This window comes from Lysobacter sp. DMC97 (assembly GCF_056313745.1).
Window position 1 is genome coordinate 299,434 of record NZ_JBQUZR010000002.1, and the last position, 21,730, is coordinate 321,163.

Sequence of the window (21,730 nt, forward strand, 5' to 3'; positions counted from 1 at the left end):
AGGTCCGGGCCTCGATTCTACAAATGTAGTACTACACATGTAGAGAAGATGCCAGAATGACCGACGACATCGTGCTGAGTGACCTCCAGCTTGACCTGATGCGGATGCTGTGGCGGGCCGGGGAACTGAACGTGGCCGACGCCACGGCGGCCCTCGGCGACCGCGACCTGGCCCACACCACGGTCGCGACCCTGCTGACGCGGCTGGAGAAGCGCGGCGTGGTCGCGGCGCGGCGCGAAGGCCGGCTGCTGCTCTACCGCCCGCTGGTGAGCGAGGCGCAGGTGAAGCGCAGCATGGTGTCGAGCCTCATCGCCCAGGTGTTCCGCGGCGACCCGAAGGCGTTGCTCGCGCATCTGGTGAGCGAGCGCGAGGTGGCGCCGGGCGACCTGGAACAGGTGCGCGCGCTGCTGCGCCGCGATGAGGACACCGACGGGGGGACGAAGTGATGGACCTCGTTCCCTTGTTCGCCGGCCTGCCCCAGCAGGCGGCGTTGTCGCCGACCTTCCTTGCCGGCCTGCTGGCGATGTTCGTGCTGCATGCGACCGTGCTGCTGGCCGTGGCGTGGCTGCTCGAACGCGCCGGCGCGCTGCGCCACCCGGGCTGGGCCGAATTCGCGTGGCGGCTGGCGCTGTTCGGCGCCTTTGCGTCCGTCGCGCTGCGGCTGGCGTCGATGCTGCCGGCGTCCGCGCCGCCGACGCCGACGGCGGTCGCGGCCGCCGCATCGACGGCCTCCGCACGGCCGGCACCGGCCCTGGCGCACGCGGACCTGCCGGCGTCCGTCGCGCTTCCGGCGGAGGGACTGTCGACGATGCCGATCGCGTCGTCTGACGCACCGCCGGCGCGCCTCGCGCCCGTGCCCTCGATTGCGCTTCCCGTGACCGAGGAGCTGGTCCTGCTCGGTCTCGCGCTGTGGCTGCTCGGCGCGCTGTGGGCCGGTGTCCGCCTGCTGCGCCAGGTGCAGGCGCTGGTGCGCCTGCGCCGGCAGGCACTGCGTAGCGGCACCGCGGCTTCGCCCGCGCTGGTGGCGACGCTGGAGGCGCAGGCCGTGGCGCTGCGCCTGCCCGTGCCCCGCGTGCGCCTGCTGGCGCGGCTCGACGGCCCGATGGTGGTGCCCGGCGCGATCCTGCTGCCGCACTGGGCCGAGGATCTGCCGCCGGCGCAGCAGCGGGCGATGCTCGCGCACGAACTCGCGCACGTGCAGCGCCGCGATCCGCGCTGGCGCTTCCTGCAGCGGCTCGCGCTGGTGCCCCTGTTCTTCCATCCGCTGGCGTGGTGCGCGCTGCGTCGTCTCGAAGCCCTGGCCGAAACGCAGTGCGACCGCGTCGCGGCCGGCCGCGACGGCGCACGCGCGCTGGCCGAATGCCTCGCCGAATGCCTGGCCCGCGTCGCGCCGCAGCATGCTGGTGCATCGTCCGTCGGGCTCGCGCTGGCGATGGCCGAACGCGACGGCGGCATCGTCGAGCGCGTGCGTGTGCTGCTCGAACGCGCGCCCGACGCGAGCCGGCCGCCTTCGCGTCGCCGGCGCTGGCTCATCGCGGGTGGCGTGCTGCTCGCATTGGTCGCGCTGCCCGGCGTGATCGTGGTGTCGCGGCCGGGTTTGCTGCCGGACCTGTTCAATCTGCATCCGCTGTCGATCACGTTCCACAACGGAGACCGGACGTACCGCGTCGGTGCCGACATGCCCGTCCGCGGGGAAACCCTGCATGCGCGCATCGACGGCGACGTCGCGTTCTCGCCCGATGAACGCACGGTGCTGCGCGTCGGCCGCGGCGCCCGGTTCGAGCTCGAACAGCGTCGCCGGGGCGTGCTGCGTGTGCTGCACATGCGCAACGACGCCGGTGTCGCGACGCGCACCTACACGGTCGATGGCCGGCCGCATGCCTTCGATGCCGAGGCGCAGGCGTGGCTGGCCGCGACGATCCCCGCGCTCTACCGCCTCAGCGGCTTCGATGCCGAGGCGCGTGCGGGCCGGATCCTCGCTGCGCGCGGCGTGCCGGGCCTGCTCGACGAGATCGCGAAGCTCGACGACGACGGCGTGCGTGCGAATTACCTCGCGCAGTTGTTCGCGCAGGCGGCACCGGATGCCGCGCAGATGGACCGCGCGCTGGCGCTGCTGCGCGACATCGACGGCGATTTCGAGAAGCACCGCGCGCTGGACGTGGCGCTGGCGCGGCCCGGCCTGACGCCGGCGCAGCAGGCGTCGCTGCTGGCGATCGCCGGTGGCATGGGCGCGGATTTCGATCGCGCGGAATGGCTGATTTCCGCCGCGCCGAAGCTGCCGTTCGACGGTCCCACGGCCGCGGCCTGGTCGCAGGCGCTGGCCGCCATCGGCGGCGACTTCGATCGCCAGCGCACGTTGCAGGCGGTGATCGAGGATGGCCGGCCACGCATGCAGGCCGTGCCGCTGGCACTGCGTGCGCTGCAGGGCATGGGCGGCGATTTCGAGCGCCGGTCGGTGCTGGAAACGGCGCTGAAGGCCGGTGTCCCGCTGACCGACGACGATGTGCTCGAAGCGATCGACGCCATCGGCGGCGACTTCGACCGGCGCGAGGCGCTGCTCGCGTTCATCGCCAGCGCCCGGCCCGACGCCGCCCGCAGCCGCGCGATCCTGCGGCATGCGCGCACCCTCGGCTCCGATTTCGAGCGCGGACAGGTGCTGGCCGCGCTGGCCGCGACGATGCCGGCCGACGCGCAGTTGATCGCCGACTATCGCGACGTCGCGCGCACGCTGCCGGACTTCGAGCGCGGCAACGCCGAAAAGGCGCTGGATCGCTTCGCGAACCTGTGATGGCGCGCGTTGCGAAAGCGCGCCTTCGCGCGCGGCCGGCCGGTCAGGCCGCCGCGCGCGTCTCCGCCGGCGTCGCGTTCCACTTCTCCAGCAGCGCCGCTTCGCGCGCTTTCGCCTTGTGCAGGTGCGCTTCCTTCACGTGGCCGAAGCCGCGGATGTGCTCGGGGATCGAGGCGATCTCGGTGGCGAGGGCGACGTTGCCGGCATCGAGCTTCGCCAGCAGCGTGTCGATCGTGGCGAAGTAGTCGGCGATGAGCTGCCGCTCCATCTTCCGTTCGGCGGTGTAGCCGAACACGTCGAACGTGCCGCCGCGCAGGCCGCGCAGCTTCGCCAGCAGGCCGAACGCCTTGAGCATCCACGGGCCGTATTCCTGCTTGATCAGGCGGCCCTGCGCGTCCTTCTTCGCCAGCAGCGGCGGCGCGAGGTGGAAGCGCAGCGTGTAGTCGCCCTCGAACTGCTGCTGCAGGCGGCGCTGGAACTCGCCGCTGGTGTAGAGCCGCGCGACTTCGTATTCGTCCTTGTACGCCATCAGCTTGAACGCGTAGCGCGCGACGGCCTCCGAGAGGTCGGTCGCGCCCGGCGCCTTCGCCTGCTCGGCGGCACGCACCTTCGCGACGAGGTCCTGGTAGCGCTTCGCGTAGGCGGCGTCCTGGTATTCGGTGAGGAACGCGACGCGGCGGGCGATGATCTCGTCGATCGAGCGCGACAGCCGCGTGTCGTCGAGCGGCGCGAACGCGTCGCCGCCGCCGCTGGCCGGCACGTGGCGCAGCTCCTGCGCGTCGCGCAGGTTCGCGGCCTGCGGATTGAGGCCGGACTCGTGGCCTTCCGACGGCGTCGGCGCCAGCAGCGGCAGCGCGTGCGGCGTGGCTTCGGCGGTGGTCGGCGCGTTCTTGACGATGCCGGCGGCTTCGACGACCGCGGGCAGGTCGATCGCGGCGAGGCGGCCCCACGCAAACGCGGTCTTGTTCATCTGCACCGCGGCGCCGTTGAGTTCGACCGCGCGCATCAGCGCATCGAACGAGATCGGCACCAGCCCCTGCTGCCAGGCATAGCCGAGCATGAAGAGGTTGGCCGCGATCGCGTCGCCCATCAGCGCGGTGGCGAGCTGCGTGGCGTCGACCAGCGACGGATCCTTGCCGCCCAGCGCGGTGCGCACCGCGGCGACGATGTCGGCCGCCGGGAACTGCATGTCCGGGCGGGTGGTGAAGGTGCCGGGCATCGCCTCGTAGCTGTTGAGCACGACGTGGGAGCGGTCGCCGCGGATCTTCGACAGCGCCCAGTAGTCGTTGACCACGACCATGTCGCAGCCGAGCACGAGGTCGGCCTCGCCGGCGGCGATGCGCACGGCGTGGATGTCGTCGGGCGTGCGCGCCAGGCGGATGTGCGTGGTCACCGCGCCGCCCTTCTGCGCGAGGCCGGTCTGGTCGAGCACCGTCGCGCCCTTGCCTTCGAGATGGCCGGCCATGCCCAGCAGCGCGCCGATCGTCACCACGCCGGTGCCGCCGACGCCGGTGATCAGGATGTTCCAGGGACGGTCGAGCGCGCTGGCGAACGTCGGCATCGGCAGGTTGCCGAGGCGATCCGCGGCGTTGACTTTGTTGCCCTTGCGCAGCTGGCCGCCGTGCACGGTGACGAAGCTCGGGCAGAAGCCCTCGACGCAGCTGTAGTCCTTGTTGCAGTTGCTCTGGTCGATGTCGCGCTTGCGGCCGTATTCGGTGTCCTTCGGCAGCACCGACACGCAGAAGCTCTTCACGCCGCAGTCGCCGCAGCCTTCGCAGACCAGCGAGTTGATCGCCACGCGCTTCTGCGGATCGACCAGCTTGCCGCGCTTGCGGCGGCGCCGCTTCTCGGTGGCGCAGGTCTGGTCGTAGATCAGGATGCTGACGCCCTTGGTCTTGCGCAGCTTCTTCTGCACCTCGTCCAGTTCGCGGCGATCGAAGAATTCGACGTCGTTCGGGAACAGGTAGCGCTGGCGCGTCCACTTCAGGATGTCGTCGCTGACCACCACGATCGTGTACGCGCCCTCGGCGCGCATCTGCTGCGCGATCTGCGGCACGGTCAGTGTGCCGTCGACCGGCTGGCCGCCGGTCATCGCCACCGCGTCGTTGTAGAGGATCTTGTAGGTGATGTTGACGCCGGCCGCGATCGACTGGCGGATCGCCAGCGAACCGGAATGGAAGTAGGTGCCGTCGCCGAGGTTCTGGAACACATGCTCGTTCTCGGTGAACGCCGCCTGCCCGCACCAGGTCACGCCTTCGCCGCCCATGTGGGTGAAGGTGTCGGTGTTGCGGTCCATCCACGTGACCATGTAGTGGCAGCCGATGCCGCCCAGCGCGCGCGAACCTTCCGGCACCTTGGTCGAGGTGTTGTGCGGGCAGCCGCTGCAGTAGTGCGGCACGCGCGGGAAGCTGGCGCGCGGCAGCGCGAGTTCGCCTTCCTTCTCCGCCATCCACCGCATCACGTTCTCGATGCGCTCGCTGGCGTGGAAACGCTGGATGCGCCGGCCGATCACGCCGGCGATCGTCGCCGGCGTCAGCTCGCCGGTGCTGGGCAGGATCCACGCGCCGCTCTCGTCGAACTTGCCGACGATGCTCGGACGGTCGCCCTCGAAGTTGTAGAACAGCTCCTTCATCTGGCTTTCGATGAAGCCGAGCTTCTCCTCGACCACCACGATGTCCTGCAGCCCGCGTGCGAACGCGCGGATGCCCATCGGCTCCAGCGGCCAGGTCATGCCGACTTTGTAGACGCGGATGCCGAGGTCCGCGCAGGCGCGCGCGTCGAGGCCGAGGTATTCCAGCGCCTGCAGCACGTCGAGGTAGCTCTTGCCGGTGGTGACGATGCCGAGCCGCGCGTTCGGCGAATCGATCACCACGCGATCGAGGCGATTGGCGCGCGCGAACGCCTGCGCGGCCTTCACCGCGTAGCGATGCAGGCGCATCTCCTGGTCCAGCGGCGGATCGGGCCAGCGGATGTTGAGCCCGCCCGGGGGGATCTCGAAGTCGTCCGGCGTGACGATCTGCAGCGCCAGCGGATTCACGTCGACCGACGCCGAGGATTCCACGGTTTCGGCGATCGTCTTGAAGCCCACCCAGCGACCGGTGTAACGCGACATCGCCCAGCCGATCAGGCCCATGTCGAGGATATCCTGCACGCCGGCCGGGTTCAGCACCGGCATCAGCGCCGACTGGAATTCGCCTTCGCTGCCATGCGGCAACGTGGAGCTGCGGCAGGCGTGGTCGTCGGCCGCCATCGCCAGCACGCCGCCGAACTTCGAGGTGCCGGCCGCGTTGGCGTGCTTGAACACGTCGCCGCAGCGATCCACGCCCGGGCCCTTGCCGTACCACATGCCGAACACGCCATCGACCTTCGCGCCCGGGAACAGGTTGGTCTGCTGGGTGCCCCAGACCATGGTGGCGCCGAGATCCTCGTTCAGGCCGGGAGTGAACTTCATCCCGGCCTTCTCCAGATGCTTCTTCGCCCGCCACAGCTCCAGGTCGAAGCCGCCCAGCGGGCTGCCGCGGTAGCCGCTGATGAAGCCGGCGGTGGCCAGCCCGGCGGCCTGGTCGCGCAGCCGCTGCATCAGCGGCAGCCGGACCAGCGCCTGGACGCCCGACAGATAGATGCGGCCCTCGGTCCGGGTGAACTTGTCGTCCAGGGTGTAGGCGCGATCGACGGTGGACGGCGCGGCCGGGTCCGGGGAGATTGGACGAAGGTCGGTAGGGCTGGTCATGCGGCAGGCATCCTTGGCGACGGGCTGGCCCGCCGCTCGAAGATCAGGGGAAATAGAGCGAAAATTCTAGCAGGGACGCGGAGTTGGGCGCCTGCCGGGGGCGCCAGAGCCCAACGCAATCGTGTTCATGACCTCCCGGAGGTGCCCCGGGGGGGCCAGCGAAAATGCGCAAAATGTGACCAAATGCGCTGACGCCCCGGGACGGATCAGCGAGTTTGCCCGATGCGGGGAACTCACATGGATAGGCGATTTGCCCGGATTCCGTGATGAATGTCCGTTACTGGCCCGAAACTTGCTTCCGGGCCTGCGGCGACATGCGTTCGCAGAAAGGCGATTGCTGTCCGTTCCGTTCCGGAGGTTTCCGGAGCGGCATGTGACAACCCATGTCCCGCCCGGACGGCATTCCGCCAGACGGGCGTTCGACAGGGTAGTGACAGAGCGGCAGTGCACGGGGGTCGGGCACTGCTTCAACGAGTAACGGGTGGCGACCGCATACCGGTCGGCCCAGGGGGAGTTTCAGTGCTGGCCAAACCGACTTGCATCGCGGAAATCGTGCGCCGTTCGATCGTCGCCGTCACCCTGCTCGCTGCCGGACTCCTCGCGAGCCCGGTCGCCTGGTCGCAGGCGGTCAACACCGCTTCGGTCGCGCCCCCGGTCACCGTCACCGACCCCAACGTTGCGAACAACACCGCGACCGACAGCGACACCATCGTCCGCACTTCGGACCTGAGCCTGGTGAAGACCGCCAGCCCCAGCCCGGTGATCGTCGGCCAGATCCTCAACTACACCCTCACCCTGACCAACGGCGGCCCCAGCGCAATCGTTGCCGGTGACACCCTCTCCCTCCAGGAAAGCCTGCCCGCCGGTCTGACCGGCTGCACGTACACCCCGTCCGCCGGCACGTTCACCGTCGGCACCATCGCCCCCGGCGCGACCGGCACCGGCACCTGGACCGGTCTGGCGCTCGCCAATGGCGGCAGCGCCACCCTCACCATCGCCTGCACGGTCGGCTCCGCCGCCGCGGCGAGCATCACCAACACCGCCACCGTGCTGCCGCCGACCGGCGTCGGCGATCCCAACTGCTCGGGCTCGCCCGTCACCTGCACCGGCAACAACACCGGTTCGGTCACCACGACGGTCGACCGCCCGCAGCTGACGCTGACGAAGACGGCCTCGGGCGCGAGCTTCACGGTGGGCGCCCCGGCGTCGTACACGTTGCAGCTCAGCAATACCGGCACCGCAGCGACGACCGCCGTCTCCACCATCACCGACACGATCCCGGCGGGCCTGACGATCGGCACGCTGCCGGCAGGCTGCACAGCGGCCGGCCAGACGGTGACCTGCACGGTCGCGGCGGGCCTCGCCGCGGGCGGCAGCACGAGCTTCGTGATTCCGGTGACGCCGACGGTGGCGGCACAGCCGAGCGTGACCAACACGGCGAGCGTGACCGGCGGTGGCGATGCCACGTGTCCTGCCGCGGCGCGCTGCACGAGCACGGTCGGCCCGACGCCGGTCAATGCGCCGCAACTGACGCTGACGAAGACGGCGTCCGCCGCTTCGTTCACGGTGGGCGTGCCTGCGAGCTACACGCTGCAGCTGAGCAATACCGGCACGACGGCGACCAGCGCCGTGTCGACCATCACCGACACGATCCCGACGGGTCTGACCATCGGCACGCTGCCGGCGGGCTGTACTGCCGCGGGCCAGACGGTGACCTGCACGGTCGCGGCGGGCCTCGCCGCGGGCGGCAGCACGAGCTTCGTGATTCCGGTGACGCCGACGACGGCGGCACAGCCGAGCGTGACCAACACGGCGAGCGTGACCGGTGGCGGCGACACCACGTGTCCCGCCGCGGCGCGCTGCACGAGCACGGTGGGTCCGACGCCGGTCAATGCGCCGGTGCTGACGCTGACGAAGACGGCGAGCGCCGCTTCGTTCACGGTCGGCGTGCCTGCGAGCTACACGCTGCAGGTGAGCAACACCGGCACGGCGGCGACGAATGCTGTCTCGACCATCACTGACACGATTCCGGCCGGTCTGACGATTGGCACGCTGCCGGCGGGCTGCACGGCAGCTGGCCAGACGGTGACCTGCACGATCGCGGCGGTCCTCGCTGCGGGCAGCAGCACGAGCTTCGTGATCCCGGTGACGCCGACGGTGTCGGCGCAGCCGAGCGTAACGAACACGGCGACGGTGACCGGCGGCGGTGATCCGACCTGCCCGGCGGCGGCGCATTGCACGAGCACGGCCGGCCCGACACCGGTGAATGCGCCGGTGCTGACGCTGACGAAGACCGCTTCGGCGGCAAGCTTCACGGTCGGTGTGCCGGCCAGCTACACGCTGCAGGTGTCGAACACCGGCACTGCCGCGACCAATGCCGTCTCCACGATCACCGACACGATCCCGACGGGTCTGACCATCGGCACACTGCCGGCGGGCTGCACGAGCGCGGGCCAGACCGTGACGTGCACGATTGCGTCCGGCCTGGCGGCCGGCAGCAGCACGTCGTTCGTGATCCCGGTGATGCCGACGGTCGCGGCGCAGCCGAGCGTGACGAACACGGCGACGGTGACGGGCGGCGGTGATCCGACCTGCCCGGCGGCGGCGCATTGCACGAGCACGGCCGGCCCGACGCCGGTGAACGCGCCGGTGCTGACGCTGACGAAGACGGCGAGCGCTGCTTCGTTCACGGTCGGTGTCCCGGCCAGCTACACGCTGCAGGTGAGCAACACCGGCACGGCTGCGACGAATGCCGTCTCCACGATCACCGACACGATCCCGACGGGTCTGACGATCGGCACGCTGCCGGCGGGCTGCACGAGCGCGGGCCAGACGGTGACCTGCACGATTGCGGCGGGCCTGGCGGCCGGCAGCAGCACGAGCTTCGTGATCCCGGTGACGCCGACGACGGCGGCACAGCCGAGCGTGACGAACACGGCGACGGTGACCGGCGGCGGTGATCCGACCTGCCCGGCGGCGGCGCACTGCACGAGCACGGTGGGTCCGACGCCGGTGAACGCGCCGGTGCTGACGCTGACCAAGACCGCCTCGGCGGCGAGCTTCACGGTGGGCGTGCCTGCGAGCTACACGCTCCAGGTGAGCAACACCGGCACGGCGGCGACCAATGCCGTCTCCACGATCACCGACACGATCCCGACCGGCCTGACGATCGGCACCTTGCCGGCGGGCTGCACCAACGCGGGCCAGACGGTGACGTGCACGATTGCGGCCGGCCTGGCGGCCGGCAGCAGCACGAGCTTCGTGATCCCGGTGACGCCGACGGTGGCGGCACAGCCGAGCGTGACGAACACGGCGACGGTGACGGGTGGCGGTGATCCGACCTGCCCGGCGGCGGCGCACTGTACGAGCACGGCGGGTCCGACCCCGGTGAACGCGCCGGTGCTGACGCTGACGAAGACGGCGAGCGCCGCTTCGTTCACGGTCGGTGTCCCGGCTTCGTACACGCTGCAGGTGTCGAACACCGGCACGGCGGAGACGAACGCTGTCTCGACGATCACCGACATGATCCCGACGGGCCTGACGATCGGCACGCTGCCGGCGGGCTGCACGGCAGCTGGCCAGACGGTGACGTGCACGATCGCGGCGGGCCTCGCCGCGGGCAGCAGCACGAGTTTCGTGATCCCGGTGACGCCGACGACGGCGGCCCAGCCGAGCGTGACCAATACGGCGACGGTGACGGGCGGTGGCGATCCGACCTGCCCGGCGGCGGCGCACTGCACGAGCACGGCGGGTCCGACCCCGGTGAACGCGCCGGTGCTGACGCTGACGAAGACCGCCTCGGCGGCAAGCTTCACGGTCGGTGTGCCGGCCAGCTACACGCTGCAGGTGAGCAATACCGGCACGGCGGCGACGAATGCTGTCTCCACGATCACCGACACGATTCCGACCGGTCTGACCATCGGCACGCTGCCGGCGGGCTGCACGGCAGCCGGCCAGACGGTGACGTGCACGATTGCGTCCGGCCTGGCGGCCGGCAGCAGCACGTCGTTCGTGATCCCGGTGACGCCGACCACGGCGGCGCAGCCGAGCGTGACCAATACGGCGACGGTGACGGGCGGCGGTGATCCGACCTGCCCGGCGGCGGCGCATTGCACGAGCACAGCCGGCCCGACGCCGGTCAACGCGCCGGTGCTGACGCTGACGAAGACGGCGAGCGCTGCTTCGTTCACGGTCGGTGTTCCGGCTTCGTACACGCTGCAGGTGTCGAACACCGGCACGGCGGCGACGAACGCTGTCTCGACGATCACCGACACGATCCCGGCGGGTCTGACGATCGGCACGCTGCCGGCGGGCTGTACCGCTGCGGGCCTGACGGTGACGTGCACGATCGCGGCGGGCCTGGCGGCCGGCAGCAGCACGAGCTTCGTGATTCCGGTGACGCCGACCACGGCGGCGCAGCCGAGCGTGACCAATACGGCGACGGTGACGGGTGGCGGTGATCCGACCTGCCCGGCTGCTGCGCGCTGCACGAGCACGGTGGGTCCGACGCCGGTGAATGCGCCGGTGCTGACGCTGACGAAGACGGCGAGCGCTGCTTCGTTCACGGTGGGCGTCCCGGCTTCCTACACGCTGCAGGTGAGCAACACCGGCACGGCGGCGACGAATGCCGTCTCCACGATCACCGACACGATCCCGGCGGGCCTGACCATCGGCACGCTGCCGGCGGGCTGCACGGCAGCCGGCCAGACGGTGACGTGCACCATTGCCTCCGGCCTGGCGGCCGGCAGCAGCACGAGCTTTGTGATCCCGGTGACGCCGACCACGGCGGCGCAGCCGAGCGTGACCAATACGGCGACGGTGACGGGTGGCGGTGATCCGACCTGCCCGGCTGCTGCGCGCTGCACGAGCACGGTGGGTCCGACGCCGGTGAATGCGCCGGTGCTGACGCTGACGAAGACGGCGTCCGCCGCTTCGTTCACGGTCGGTGTCCCGGCGAGCTACACGCTGCAGGTGAGCAACACCGGTACGGCGGCGACGAATGCTGTCTCCACGATCACCGACGCGATCCCGACCGGTCTGACGATCGGCACGCTGCCGGCGGGCTGCACGGCAGCCGGCCAGACGGTGACCTGCACGATCGCGGCGGGCCTCGCCGCGGGCAGCAACACGAGCTTCGTGATCCCGGTGACGCCGACGGCGGGTGCCGTGCCGAGCGTGACCAACACGGCGAGCGTGACCGGCGGCGGCGACACGACCTGTCCGGCGGCGGCGCACTGCAGCAGCAGCGTGACCACGCCGACGAATGCGCTCATCGATGCGGTCAACGATGACTTCTCGACGACGCCGATCAACGGCATCGCGGGCGGCACGACGGCCACGGTGATCACCAACGACACGTCGAACGGCGTGGCGGCAGTGATCGGCACCAACGTCACGCTGACGCCGGGCGCGAGCCCGAATGCCGGCCTGACCATGAATGCCGACGGCACGATCACGGTGGCTGCGGGCACCGCTGCGGGCACGTATCTCTATCCGTACACGATCTGCACCTTCCCGGCGACGATCCCCGCGACCTGCGATACCGCGACCGCGACGGTCGTGGTGTCGGCGGCGCCGATCGACGCGGTGGACGACAGCTATGGCCCGATCAACGGTGCCAGCGGCGTGACCACGCCGAGCGTGCTGGTCAACGACACGCTGAACGGCGGTGCGGTGACGGCGGGCGCGAGCGGCAACGTCGCGCTGACGCCTGGCGCCGCGCCGACGCCGGCGGCCGGTTCGATCACGATGAATGCCGACGGCACCATCACGATCGCGCCGGGCACGACGGCGGGCATCTACACCTACCCGTACACGATCTGCGAGAAGCTCAATCCGACCAACTGCGATACGGCGACGGCGATCGTCACGGTGGTTGCGGCGCCGATCGACGCGGTCAACGACACCGGCACGGTGGCGTCGGGCGCTTCGGGCGGCACGGCGGTGCCGAACGTCCTCGTCAATGACACGCTCAACGGCGTGCCGGCGACGCTGGCGACGGTGAACCTGACGCAGGTGTCGACGACGAACCCGAACGTGACGCTGAACCCGGCGACGGGCGCGGTGGATGTCGCGCCGGGTACACCGGCGGGCACCTACACGGTGACCTACCAGATCTGCGAGAAGCTCAACCCGACCAACTGCGACACGGCGACCGTGACGGTGACCGTGGGTGCGGCGGTGATCGATGCCGTCAACGACACCGGCACGGTGGCGAATGGCGCGGCCGGCGGGATGGCGGTGCCGAACGTGCTGGTCAACGACACGTTGAACGGCGCACCGGCGACGCTGGCGACGGTGAACCTGACGCAGGTCAGCACCAGCAACCCGAACGTGACGCTGAACCCGGCGACGGGTGCTGTGGATGTGGCGCCGGGCACGCCGGCGGGCACCTACACGGTGACCTACCAGATCTGCGAGAAGCTCAATCCGACGAACTGCGACACGGCGACGGTCACCGTCACCGTGGGCGCGGCGCCGATCGACGCGGTGGACGACAGCTACGGCCCGGTGAACGGCGCCAGCGGTGCGACCACGCCGAGCGTGCTGGTCAACGACACGCTGAACGGCGGTGCGGTGACCGTGGGCGCGGGCGGCAACGTCACGCTGACGCCGGGTGCGGCGCCGACGCCGGCGGCCGGCTCGATCACGATGAATGCCGACGGCACCATCACGATCGCCCCGGGCACGACGGCCGGTGTGTACACCTATCCGTACACGATCTGCGAAGTGCTGAACCCGACGAACTGCGACACGGCGACGGCGACCATCACCGTGGCGGCGGCGCCGATCGACGCAGTCAACGACACCGGCACGGTGACGTCTGGCGCGGCCGGCGGGACTGCGGTGCCGAACGTGCTGGTCAACGACACGCTCAACGGCGCGCCGGCGACCCTCGCGACGGTGACGCTGACGCAGGTGGCGACGACGAACGCGAACGTGACGCTGAACCCGGCGACGGGCGCGGTGAACGTGGCGCCGGGCACGCCGGCCGGTACCTACTCGCTCGTGTACCAGATCTGCGAGAAGCTCAATCCGACCAACTGCGACACGGCGACGGTCACCGTCACCGTGGGTGCGGCGGCGATCGATGCGGTGGACGACAGCTACGGCCCGATCAATGGCGCCAGTGGTGCGACGACCCCGAGCGTCCTGGTGAATGACACCCTGGACGGCGGTGCGGTGACGACGGGCGCGGGCGGCAACGTCACGCTCACACCTGGCGCCGCGCCGACGCCGGCGGCCGGTTCGATCACGATGAATGCCGATGGCACCATCACGATCGCGCCTGGCACCACGGCCGGTGTGTACACCTATCCGTACACGATCTGCGAAGTGCTGAACCCGACGAACTGCGACACGGCGACGGCGACCGTCACCGTGGCGGTGGCGCCGATCGACGCGGTCGACGACACCGGCACGGTGGCGTCGGGCGCGTCGGGTGGCACGGCGGTGCCGAACGTGCTGGTCAACGACACGCTCAACGGCGTGCCGGCGACGCTGGCGACGGTGAACCTGACGCAGGTGTCGACGACGAACCCGAACGTGACGCTGAACCCGGCGACGGGTGCGGTGGACGTGGCCCCGGGCACGCCGGCCGGTACCTACACGGTGACCTACCAGATCTGCGAGAAGCTCAATCCGACGAACTGCGACACGGCGACGGTCACCGTCACCGTGGGTGCGGCGCCGATCGACGCGGTCAACGACACCGGCACGGTGGCGAACGGCGCGTCGGGCGGCACGGCAGTGCCGAACGTGCTGGTCAACGACACGCTCAACGGCGTGCCGGCGACGCTGGCGACGGTGAACCTGACGCAGGTCAGCACCAGCAACCCGAACGTCACGCTCAACCCGGCGACGGGTGCGGTGGACGTGGCCCCGGGTACGCCGGCGGGCACCTACACGGTGACCTACCAGATCTGCGAGAAGCTCAACCCGACCAACTGCGACACGGCGACCGTGACGGTGACCGTGGGCGCGGCGCCGATCGATGCGGTGGACGACACCGGCACGGTGGCGAATGGCGCGTCGGGCGGGACCGCGGTGCCGAACGTGCTCGTCAACGACACGCTCAACGGCGTGCCGGCGACCCTGGCGACGGTGAACCTGACGCAGGTGTCGACGACGAACCCGAACGTGACGCTGAACCCGGCGACGGGCGCGGTGAACGTCGCGCCGGGTACGCCGGCGGGCACCTACACGGTGACGTACCAGATCTGCGAGAAGCTCAACCCGACCAACTGCGACACGGCGACGGTCACCGTCACCGTGGGTGCGGCGCCGATCGACGCGGTCAACGACACCGGCACGGTGGCGTCGGGCGCTTCGGGCGGCACAGCCGTGCCGAACGTCCTTGTCAATGACACGCTCAACGGCGTGCCGGCGACCTTGGCGACGGTGAACCTGACGCAGGTGTCGACGACGAACCCGAACGTGACGCTGAACCCGGCGACGGGCGCGGTGGATGTCGCGCCGGGTACGCCGGCGGGCACCTACACGGTGACCTACCAGATCTGCGAGAAACTCAACCCGACCAACTGCGATACGGCGACCGTGACGGTGACCGTGGGTGCGGCCGTGATCGACGCGGTGGACGACACCGGTACGGTGGCGAACGGCGCGTCGGGCGGCACGGCGGTGCCGAACGTGCTGGTCAACGACACGTTGAACGGCGCGCCGGCGACCCTGGCGACGGTGAACCTGACGCAGGTCAGCACCAGCAACCCGAACGTGACGCTCAACCCGGCGACGGGTGCGGTGAACGTGGCCCCGGGCACCCCGGCCGGCACGTACACGGTCGTGTACCAGATCTGCGAGAAGCTCAACCCGACCAACTGCGACACGGCGACCGTGACCGTCACCGTGGCGGCGGCGCCGATCGACGCGGTCAACGACACCGGCACGGTGGCGAATGGCGCGTCGGGCGGGACCGCGGTGCCGAACGTCCTCGTCAACGACACGCTGAATGGCGTGCCGGCGACGCTGGCGACGGTGAACCTGACGCAGCTGTCGACGACGAACCCGAACGTGACCCTGAACCCGGCGACGGGTGCGGTGAACGTGGCCCCGGGCACGCCGGCGGGCACCTACACGGTGACGTACCAGATCTGCGAGAAGCTCAATCCGACCAACTGCGACACGGCCACCGTGACGGTGACCGTGGGCGCGGCGCCGATCGATGCGGTGGACGACAGCTACGGCCCGGTGAACGGCGCCGGCGGCGCGACCACGCCGAGCGTGCTGCTCAACGACACGCTCAACGGCGCCCCGGCGACGGTGGGCGCGGGTGGCAACGTCACGCTGACGCCAGGTGCGGCGCCGACCCCGGCGGCCGGTTCGATCACGATGAATGCCGACGGCACCATCACGATCGCCCCTGGCACGACGGCGGGCATCTACACCTATCCGTACACGATCTGCGAAGTGCTGAACCCGACGAACTGCGACACGGCGACGGCGACGGTGACCGTGTCGGCGGCGACGATCGACGCGGTGGACGACACCGGCACGGTGGCGAACGGCGCCTCCGGCGGCACGGCGGTGCCGAACGTCCTCTTCAACGACACGCTCAACGGCGTGCCGGTGACGTTGGCGACGGTGAACCTGACGCAGGTGACGACGACGAACCCGAACGTGACGCTGAACCCGGCGACGGGCGCGGTGAACGTGGCGCCGGGCACGCCGGCCGGCACGTACACGGTCACGTACCGGATCTGCGAGAAGCTCAACCCGGCCAACTGCGACACGGCGACCGTGACGGTCACCGTGGGTGCGGCCGTGATCGACGCGGTGGACGACAGCAACGGCCCGATCAACGGTGCCAGCGGTGCGACCACGCCGAGCGTGCTGGTCAACGACACGCTCAACGGCGGTGCGGTGACGGTGGGTGCGAGCGGCAACGCCGTGCTGACCCCGGGTGCGGCGCCGACGCCGGCGGCCGGTGCGATCACGATGAATGCCGACGGCACCATCACGATCGCGCCTGGCACGACCGCGGGCATCTACGCGTATCCGTACACGATCTGCGAGAAGCTCAACCCGACGAACTGCGACACGGCGACGGTGACCATCACGGTGATTGCGGCCGTGATCGATGCGGTCAACGACACCGGCACGGTGGCGTCGGGCGCGTCGGGCGGTGTGGCGGTGCCGAACGTGCTGGTCAACGACACGCTCAACGGCGCGCCGGCGACGCTGGCGACGGTGAACCTGACGCAGGTGTCGACGACGAACCCGAACGTGACGCTGAACCCGGCGACGGGTGCGGTGGATGTCGCGCCGGGTACGCCGGCCGGCACGTACACGCTCGTGTACCAGATCTGCGAGAAGCTCAACCCGACCAACTGCGACACGGCGACGGTCACCGTCACCGTGGGTGCGGCGCCGATCGATGCCGTCAACGACACCGGCACGGTGGCGAACGGCGCTTCCGGCGGTACGGCGGTGCCGAACGTGCTGGTCAACGATACGTTGAACGGCGCACCGGCGACGCTGGCGACGGTGAACCTGACGCAGGTCAGCACCAGCAACCCGAACGTGACGCTGAACCCGGCGACGGGCGCGGTGAACGTCGCGCCGGGTACGCCGGCCGGCACGTACACGGCCGTGTACCAGATCTGCGAGAAGCTGAACCCGACGAACTGCGACACGGCGACGGTCACCGTCACCGTGGGCGCGGCGCCGATCGATGCGGTGGACGACAGCTACGGTCCGGTGAACGGTGCCAGCGGTGCGACCACGCCGAGCGTGCTGGTCAACGACACGCTGAACGGCGGTGCGGTGACGGTGGGTGCGAGCGGCAACGTCACGCTGACGCCGGGTGCGGCGCCGACGCCGGCGGCCGGTTCGATCACGATGAATGCCGACGGCACCATCACGATCGCGCCTGGCACGACGGCCGGCATCTACACGTATCCGTACACGATCTGCGAGAAGCTCAATCCGACCAACTGCGACACGGCGACGGCGACCGTCACCGTGGCGGCGGCCCCGATCGACGCGGTCAACGACACCGGCACGGTGGCGAGCGGCGCTTCGGGTGGCACGGCGGTGCCGAACGTGCTGGTCAACGACACGCTGAACGGCGCGCCGGCGACCCTCGCGACGGTGACGCTGACGCAGGTGGCGACGACGAACGCGAACGTGACGCTGAACCCGGCGACGGGCGCGGTGAACGTGGCTCCGGGCACGCCGGCCGGTACCTACTCGCTCGTGTACCAGATCTGCGAGAAGCTCAATCCGACCAACTGCGACACGGCGACGGTCACCGTCACCGTGGGTGCGGCGGCGATCGATGCGGTGAACGACAGCTACGGTCCGGTGAACGGCACGAACGGCGCGACCACGCCGAGCGTGCTGGTCAACGACACGCTGGGTGGTGTCGCGGTGAACCCGGCCAGCATCACGCTGACCCCGGGTGCGGCGCCGACGCCGGCAGCGGGTTCGATCACGATGAATGCCGACGGCACCATCACGATCGCGCCGGGCACGACGGCGGGCACGTACACCTATCCGTACACGATCTGCGAAGTGCTGAACCCGGCGAACTGCGACACGGCGACGGCCACGATCGTGGTCTCGGCGGCGCCGATCGACGCGGTGGACGACATCGGCACGGTGGCGTCCGGCGCGGCCGGCGGTACCGCGGTGCCGAACGTGCTGGTCAACGACACGCTCAACGGCGCGCCGGCGACCTTGGCGACGGTGACGCTGACGCAGGTCAGCACCAGCAACCCGAACGTGACCCTGAACCCGGCGACGGGCGCGGTGAACGTGGCCCCGGGCACGCCGGCGGGCACCTACACGCTGGTCTACCGGATCTGCGAGCAGCTGAACCCGACCAACTGCGACACGGCGACGGTCACCGTCACCGTGGGTGCGGCGGTCATCGACGCGGTGGACGACAGCTACGGTCCGGTGAACGGTGCGAGCGGCGGCAACACGCCGAGCGTGCTGGTCAACGACACGCTCGGTGGCGCGGCGGTGACCCCGGCCAGCGTCACGCTGACCCCGGGTGCGGCGCCGACGCCGACGGCCGGTTCGATCACGATGAATGCCGACGGCACCATCACGATCGCGCCGGGCACAACGGCGGGCACGTACAGCTACCCGTACACCATCTGTGAAGTGCTGAACCCGACCAACTGCGACACGGCCACGGCCACGATCGTGGTGGCGGCGGCGCCGATCGACGCGGTGGACGACAGCGGTGCGGTGGCGAACGGTGCGACCGGTGGCGTCGCGGTGCCGAACGTGCTGGTCAACGACACGCTCAACGGCGCGCCGGCGACCCTCGCGACGGTCACGCTGAACATGCTGGCGACGACGAACCCGAACGTGACCCTGAACCCGGCGACGGGCGCGGTGAGCGTTGCCCCGGGCACGCCGGCCGGCACCTACACGGTGACGTACGAGATCTGCGAGGTGCTGAACCCGGCGAACTGCGACACGGCGATCGTTGTGGTCACCGTGGGTGCGGCCCCGATCGACGCGGTCGACGACAGCTTCCCGCCGGTCAACGGCGTGGGCGGCGGTTCGACGGCCTCGGTGCTGGTCAACGACACGCTGAACGGCGTGGCGGTGAACCCGGCCGACGTCACGCTGACCCCGGGCACCGCGCCGACGCCGGCGTCGGGTTCGATCACGATGAACGCGGACGGCACGATCACCATCGCGCCGAACACGGAAGCGGGCACCTACACGTACCCGTACACGATCTGCGAAGTGCTGAACCCGACCAACTGCGACACGGCGACGGCGACGGTGGTCGTGGCGGCGCAGCCGGGCCTGACGATCGACAAGATCGCCGGCACCCCGAGCGCCAACACGGCCGGTGCGTCGATCCCGTACAGCTTCGTGGTGACCAACACCGGCAACGTGACGGTGATGGGCCTGGTGATCAACGACCCGAACCTGTCCGCGGCGGCGGTCTGCCCGACCACCACGCTGGCCCCGGGCGCGTCCACGACCTGCACCGGCTCGCACACGATCACGCAGGCAGAAGTCGACGCGGGCACGGTGAACAACACCGCGACCGCGACCGGCTCGCTGCCGGGCGGCGGCACCACGGTGTCCCCGCCTGACAGCACCAGCACCCCGATCGCGCGCAACCCGGCGATCGCGGCGACCAAGACCGCGACGATCACCACCGACACCGGCGTGATCGGCCAGGCGGACGCGGGCGACGTGATCACCTACGCGGTGGGCGTGACCAACACCGGCAACGTGACGCTGGACAACCTGGTCGTGACCGACAGCTTCGAAGGCGGTGCGCCGACGACGCTGAGCTGCTCGCCGACCACGCTGGCCCCGGGCGCGTCCGCCACCTGTGCGACCTACACGCACACGGTGACGGCGGCCGAGGCCGCGGCGGGCGGCACGCTGGACAACGTCGCCACCGCGACCGGCCGTTCCTCGGCCTCGGCGCAGACGGTGACGTCCACGGGCACGGCGGTGGTGGCGGTGAACGGCGCTCCGGCGACGATCCGCGTCACCAAGACCGCCGGCCCGCACGACGTCCACGTCGGCGACCTGGTCCGCTACACGGTGACGATGGAGAACACCAGCCAGACGCCGATGACCGACGGCACGCTGATCGATACGCCGCCTGCCGGCTTCACCTACGTCGACGGCTCGCTGCGCGTCGCGGATGCCGACGGTGCCGGTCGCCTGGTCGGGACCTACCCGATCCGGGTCGACCAGATCGACATCCCGGCCGGCGGTCGCGCCACCATCACCTACCTGCTGCGCGTGGGCGCGGGCGTGCGCGCCGGCATCCACACCAACAGCGCGGTGGTCGAGGACGATGGCGACGTGGTGTCGAACACCGCGACCGCGGACGTGCAGCTGGTCGCCGATCCGCTGCTGGACGACTCGCTGATCGTCGGTACGGTCTTCAACGACCGCGACGGCGACGGCTGGCAGGATCCGGCGGGCCTGGGCGAGGTGCATGTCCAGGGCGGCTTCGCGCCGGAGGCCTACGTGCCGAACTCGACCACGGTCGATCGCGGCAACGGCCCGGCGGCGGAAGCCGACCACAGCTCGCCGATGCTCCACGGCATTGCGCTGGGCGACCTCGCGGCGCGTCAGTCGGAAGGCGATCCGGTGGCCAAGCACACCGTCGTCATCCGCCAGACCCTGCGCGACCTGCGCTTCACCGACGACTTCGTGCTGACCTCGGCGCAGGGCGTGACGGTGCGCATGGCGGCCGACGGCAGCACCCGCGTCGAGAAGAGCGGCGATGCGGCCAAGGGACTGAATGCGGCGGCGCCGACGGTGGAACGCCATGTCAGCCAGGTGGCCGACGGCTACGTGGTCGACTACGTGATCGCCAACACCGGCATCGACGAGCGCGGCATCCCCGGCGTGCGTCTGGCCACGGTGGAAGGCCTGCTGGTCGAGACCGACCAGTACGGTCGCTACCACCTGGCGGGTGTCGACGGCGGACGCTGGGAACGTGGCCGCAACCTGATCCTCAAGGTCGATCCGGCCACGCTGCCGCCGGGCACGGTGTTCACCACCGACAACCCGCTGGTGAAGCGCGTGACCCCGGGCGTGCCGACCCGCTTCGACTTCGGCGTGAAGCTGCCGGTGTCGGTGCTGGAAGGCGGTTCGCAGTCGGTCGAGATGGAGCTGGGCTCGGTGATGTTCGCTCCGGACAGCAGCGAGATCCGCCCGCAGTACCGCGCGGCCATCGACAAGATGGCCGACGCAGCGCAGCAGCACCGCGGCGGCGAGATCGTGATCGGCGCCGAGGGCGACAGCGACCTGCTGGCCTTCGAGCGCGCGGTCGCGGTGCGCGACGCGCTGGTGGCGAAGCTGTCGCCGGAGACGGCGGCGGGCCTGCGCATCAGCGTCCGCGCCAACCCGCACGATCCGTCCTCGACGGTGGTCGGCGTGATGGCGTGGCCGCTGATCGGCACCTTCCTGTTCGAGACCGACCGGGCCGAGATCAAGCCGGAATACCGGCCGCTGATCCGCCGCATCGCGGAGTACCTGGTCGAGGTCGGCAGCAACCGCGTCGCGGTGGTCGGCCACGCCGACAAGCGCGGTGCGGACGACTACAACGTGGCACTTGGCATGCGTCGTGCGAAGGCCGTCTACGACGCGATCGCGGAGGCGCTGCCGGCGAAGGCCCGCGGTGCACTGCGTGTGGACATCAACGAGGATCCGGCTGCCCCCGCCGGAATGAACGGGCAGTGAGGGTCGCC

General features: G+C 70.4%; 4 protein-coding genes. 3 read left to right on the forward strand and 1 reads right to left on the reverse strand.

The annotated features are described in order from the left end of the window. Positions 1-56 precede the first annotated feature (56 nt). Positions 57-446: a BlaI/MecI/CopY family transcriptional regulator gene (locus ACT53Q_RS04260; protein WP_476185417.1), complete on the forward strand. Its 390-nt coding sequence runs from the start codon at positions 57-59 to the stop codon at positions 444-446. Then, positions 446-2,788, forward strand: coding sequence for a M56 family metallopeptidase (locus ACT53Q_RS04265; protein WP_476185418.1), 2,343 nt, complete (start codon positions 446-448; stop codon positions 2,786-2,788). The genes ACT53Q_RS04260 and ACT53Q_RS04265 overlap by 1 nt, the downstream gene beginning before the upstream one ends. A 43-nt stretch (positions 2,789-2,831) precedes the next feature. Here the strand turns inward: ACT53Q_RS04265 and ACT53Q_RS04270 are convergent, their stop codons facing one another. Continuing rightward, positions 2,832-6,518, reverse strand: coding sequence for an indolepyruvate ferredoxin oxidoreductase family protein (locus ACT53Q_RS04270; RefSeq protein WP_476185419.1), 3,687 nt, complete (start codon positions 6,516-6,518; stop codon positions 2,832-2,834). A gap of 552 nt (positions 6,519-7,070) precedes the next feature. On the opposite strand from ACT53Q_RS04270, the gene ACT53Q_RS04275 reads away from it, so the two are divergent. Beyond that, positions 7,071-21,722, forward strand: coding sequence for a DUF7507 domain-containing protein (locus ACT53Q_RS04275; RefSeq protein WP_476185420.1), 14,652 nt, complete (start codon positions 7,071-7,073; stop codon positions 21,720-21,722). The last annotated feature ends 8 nt before the right edge of the window (positions 21,723-21,730 follow it).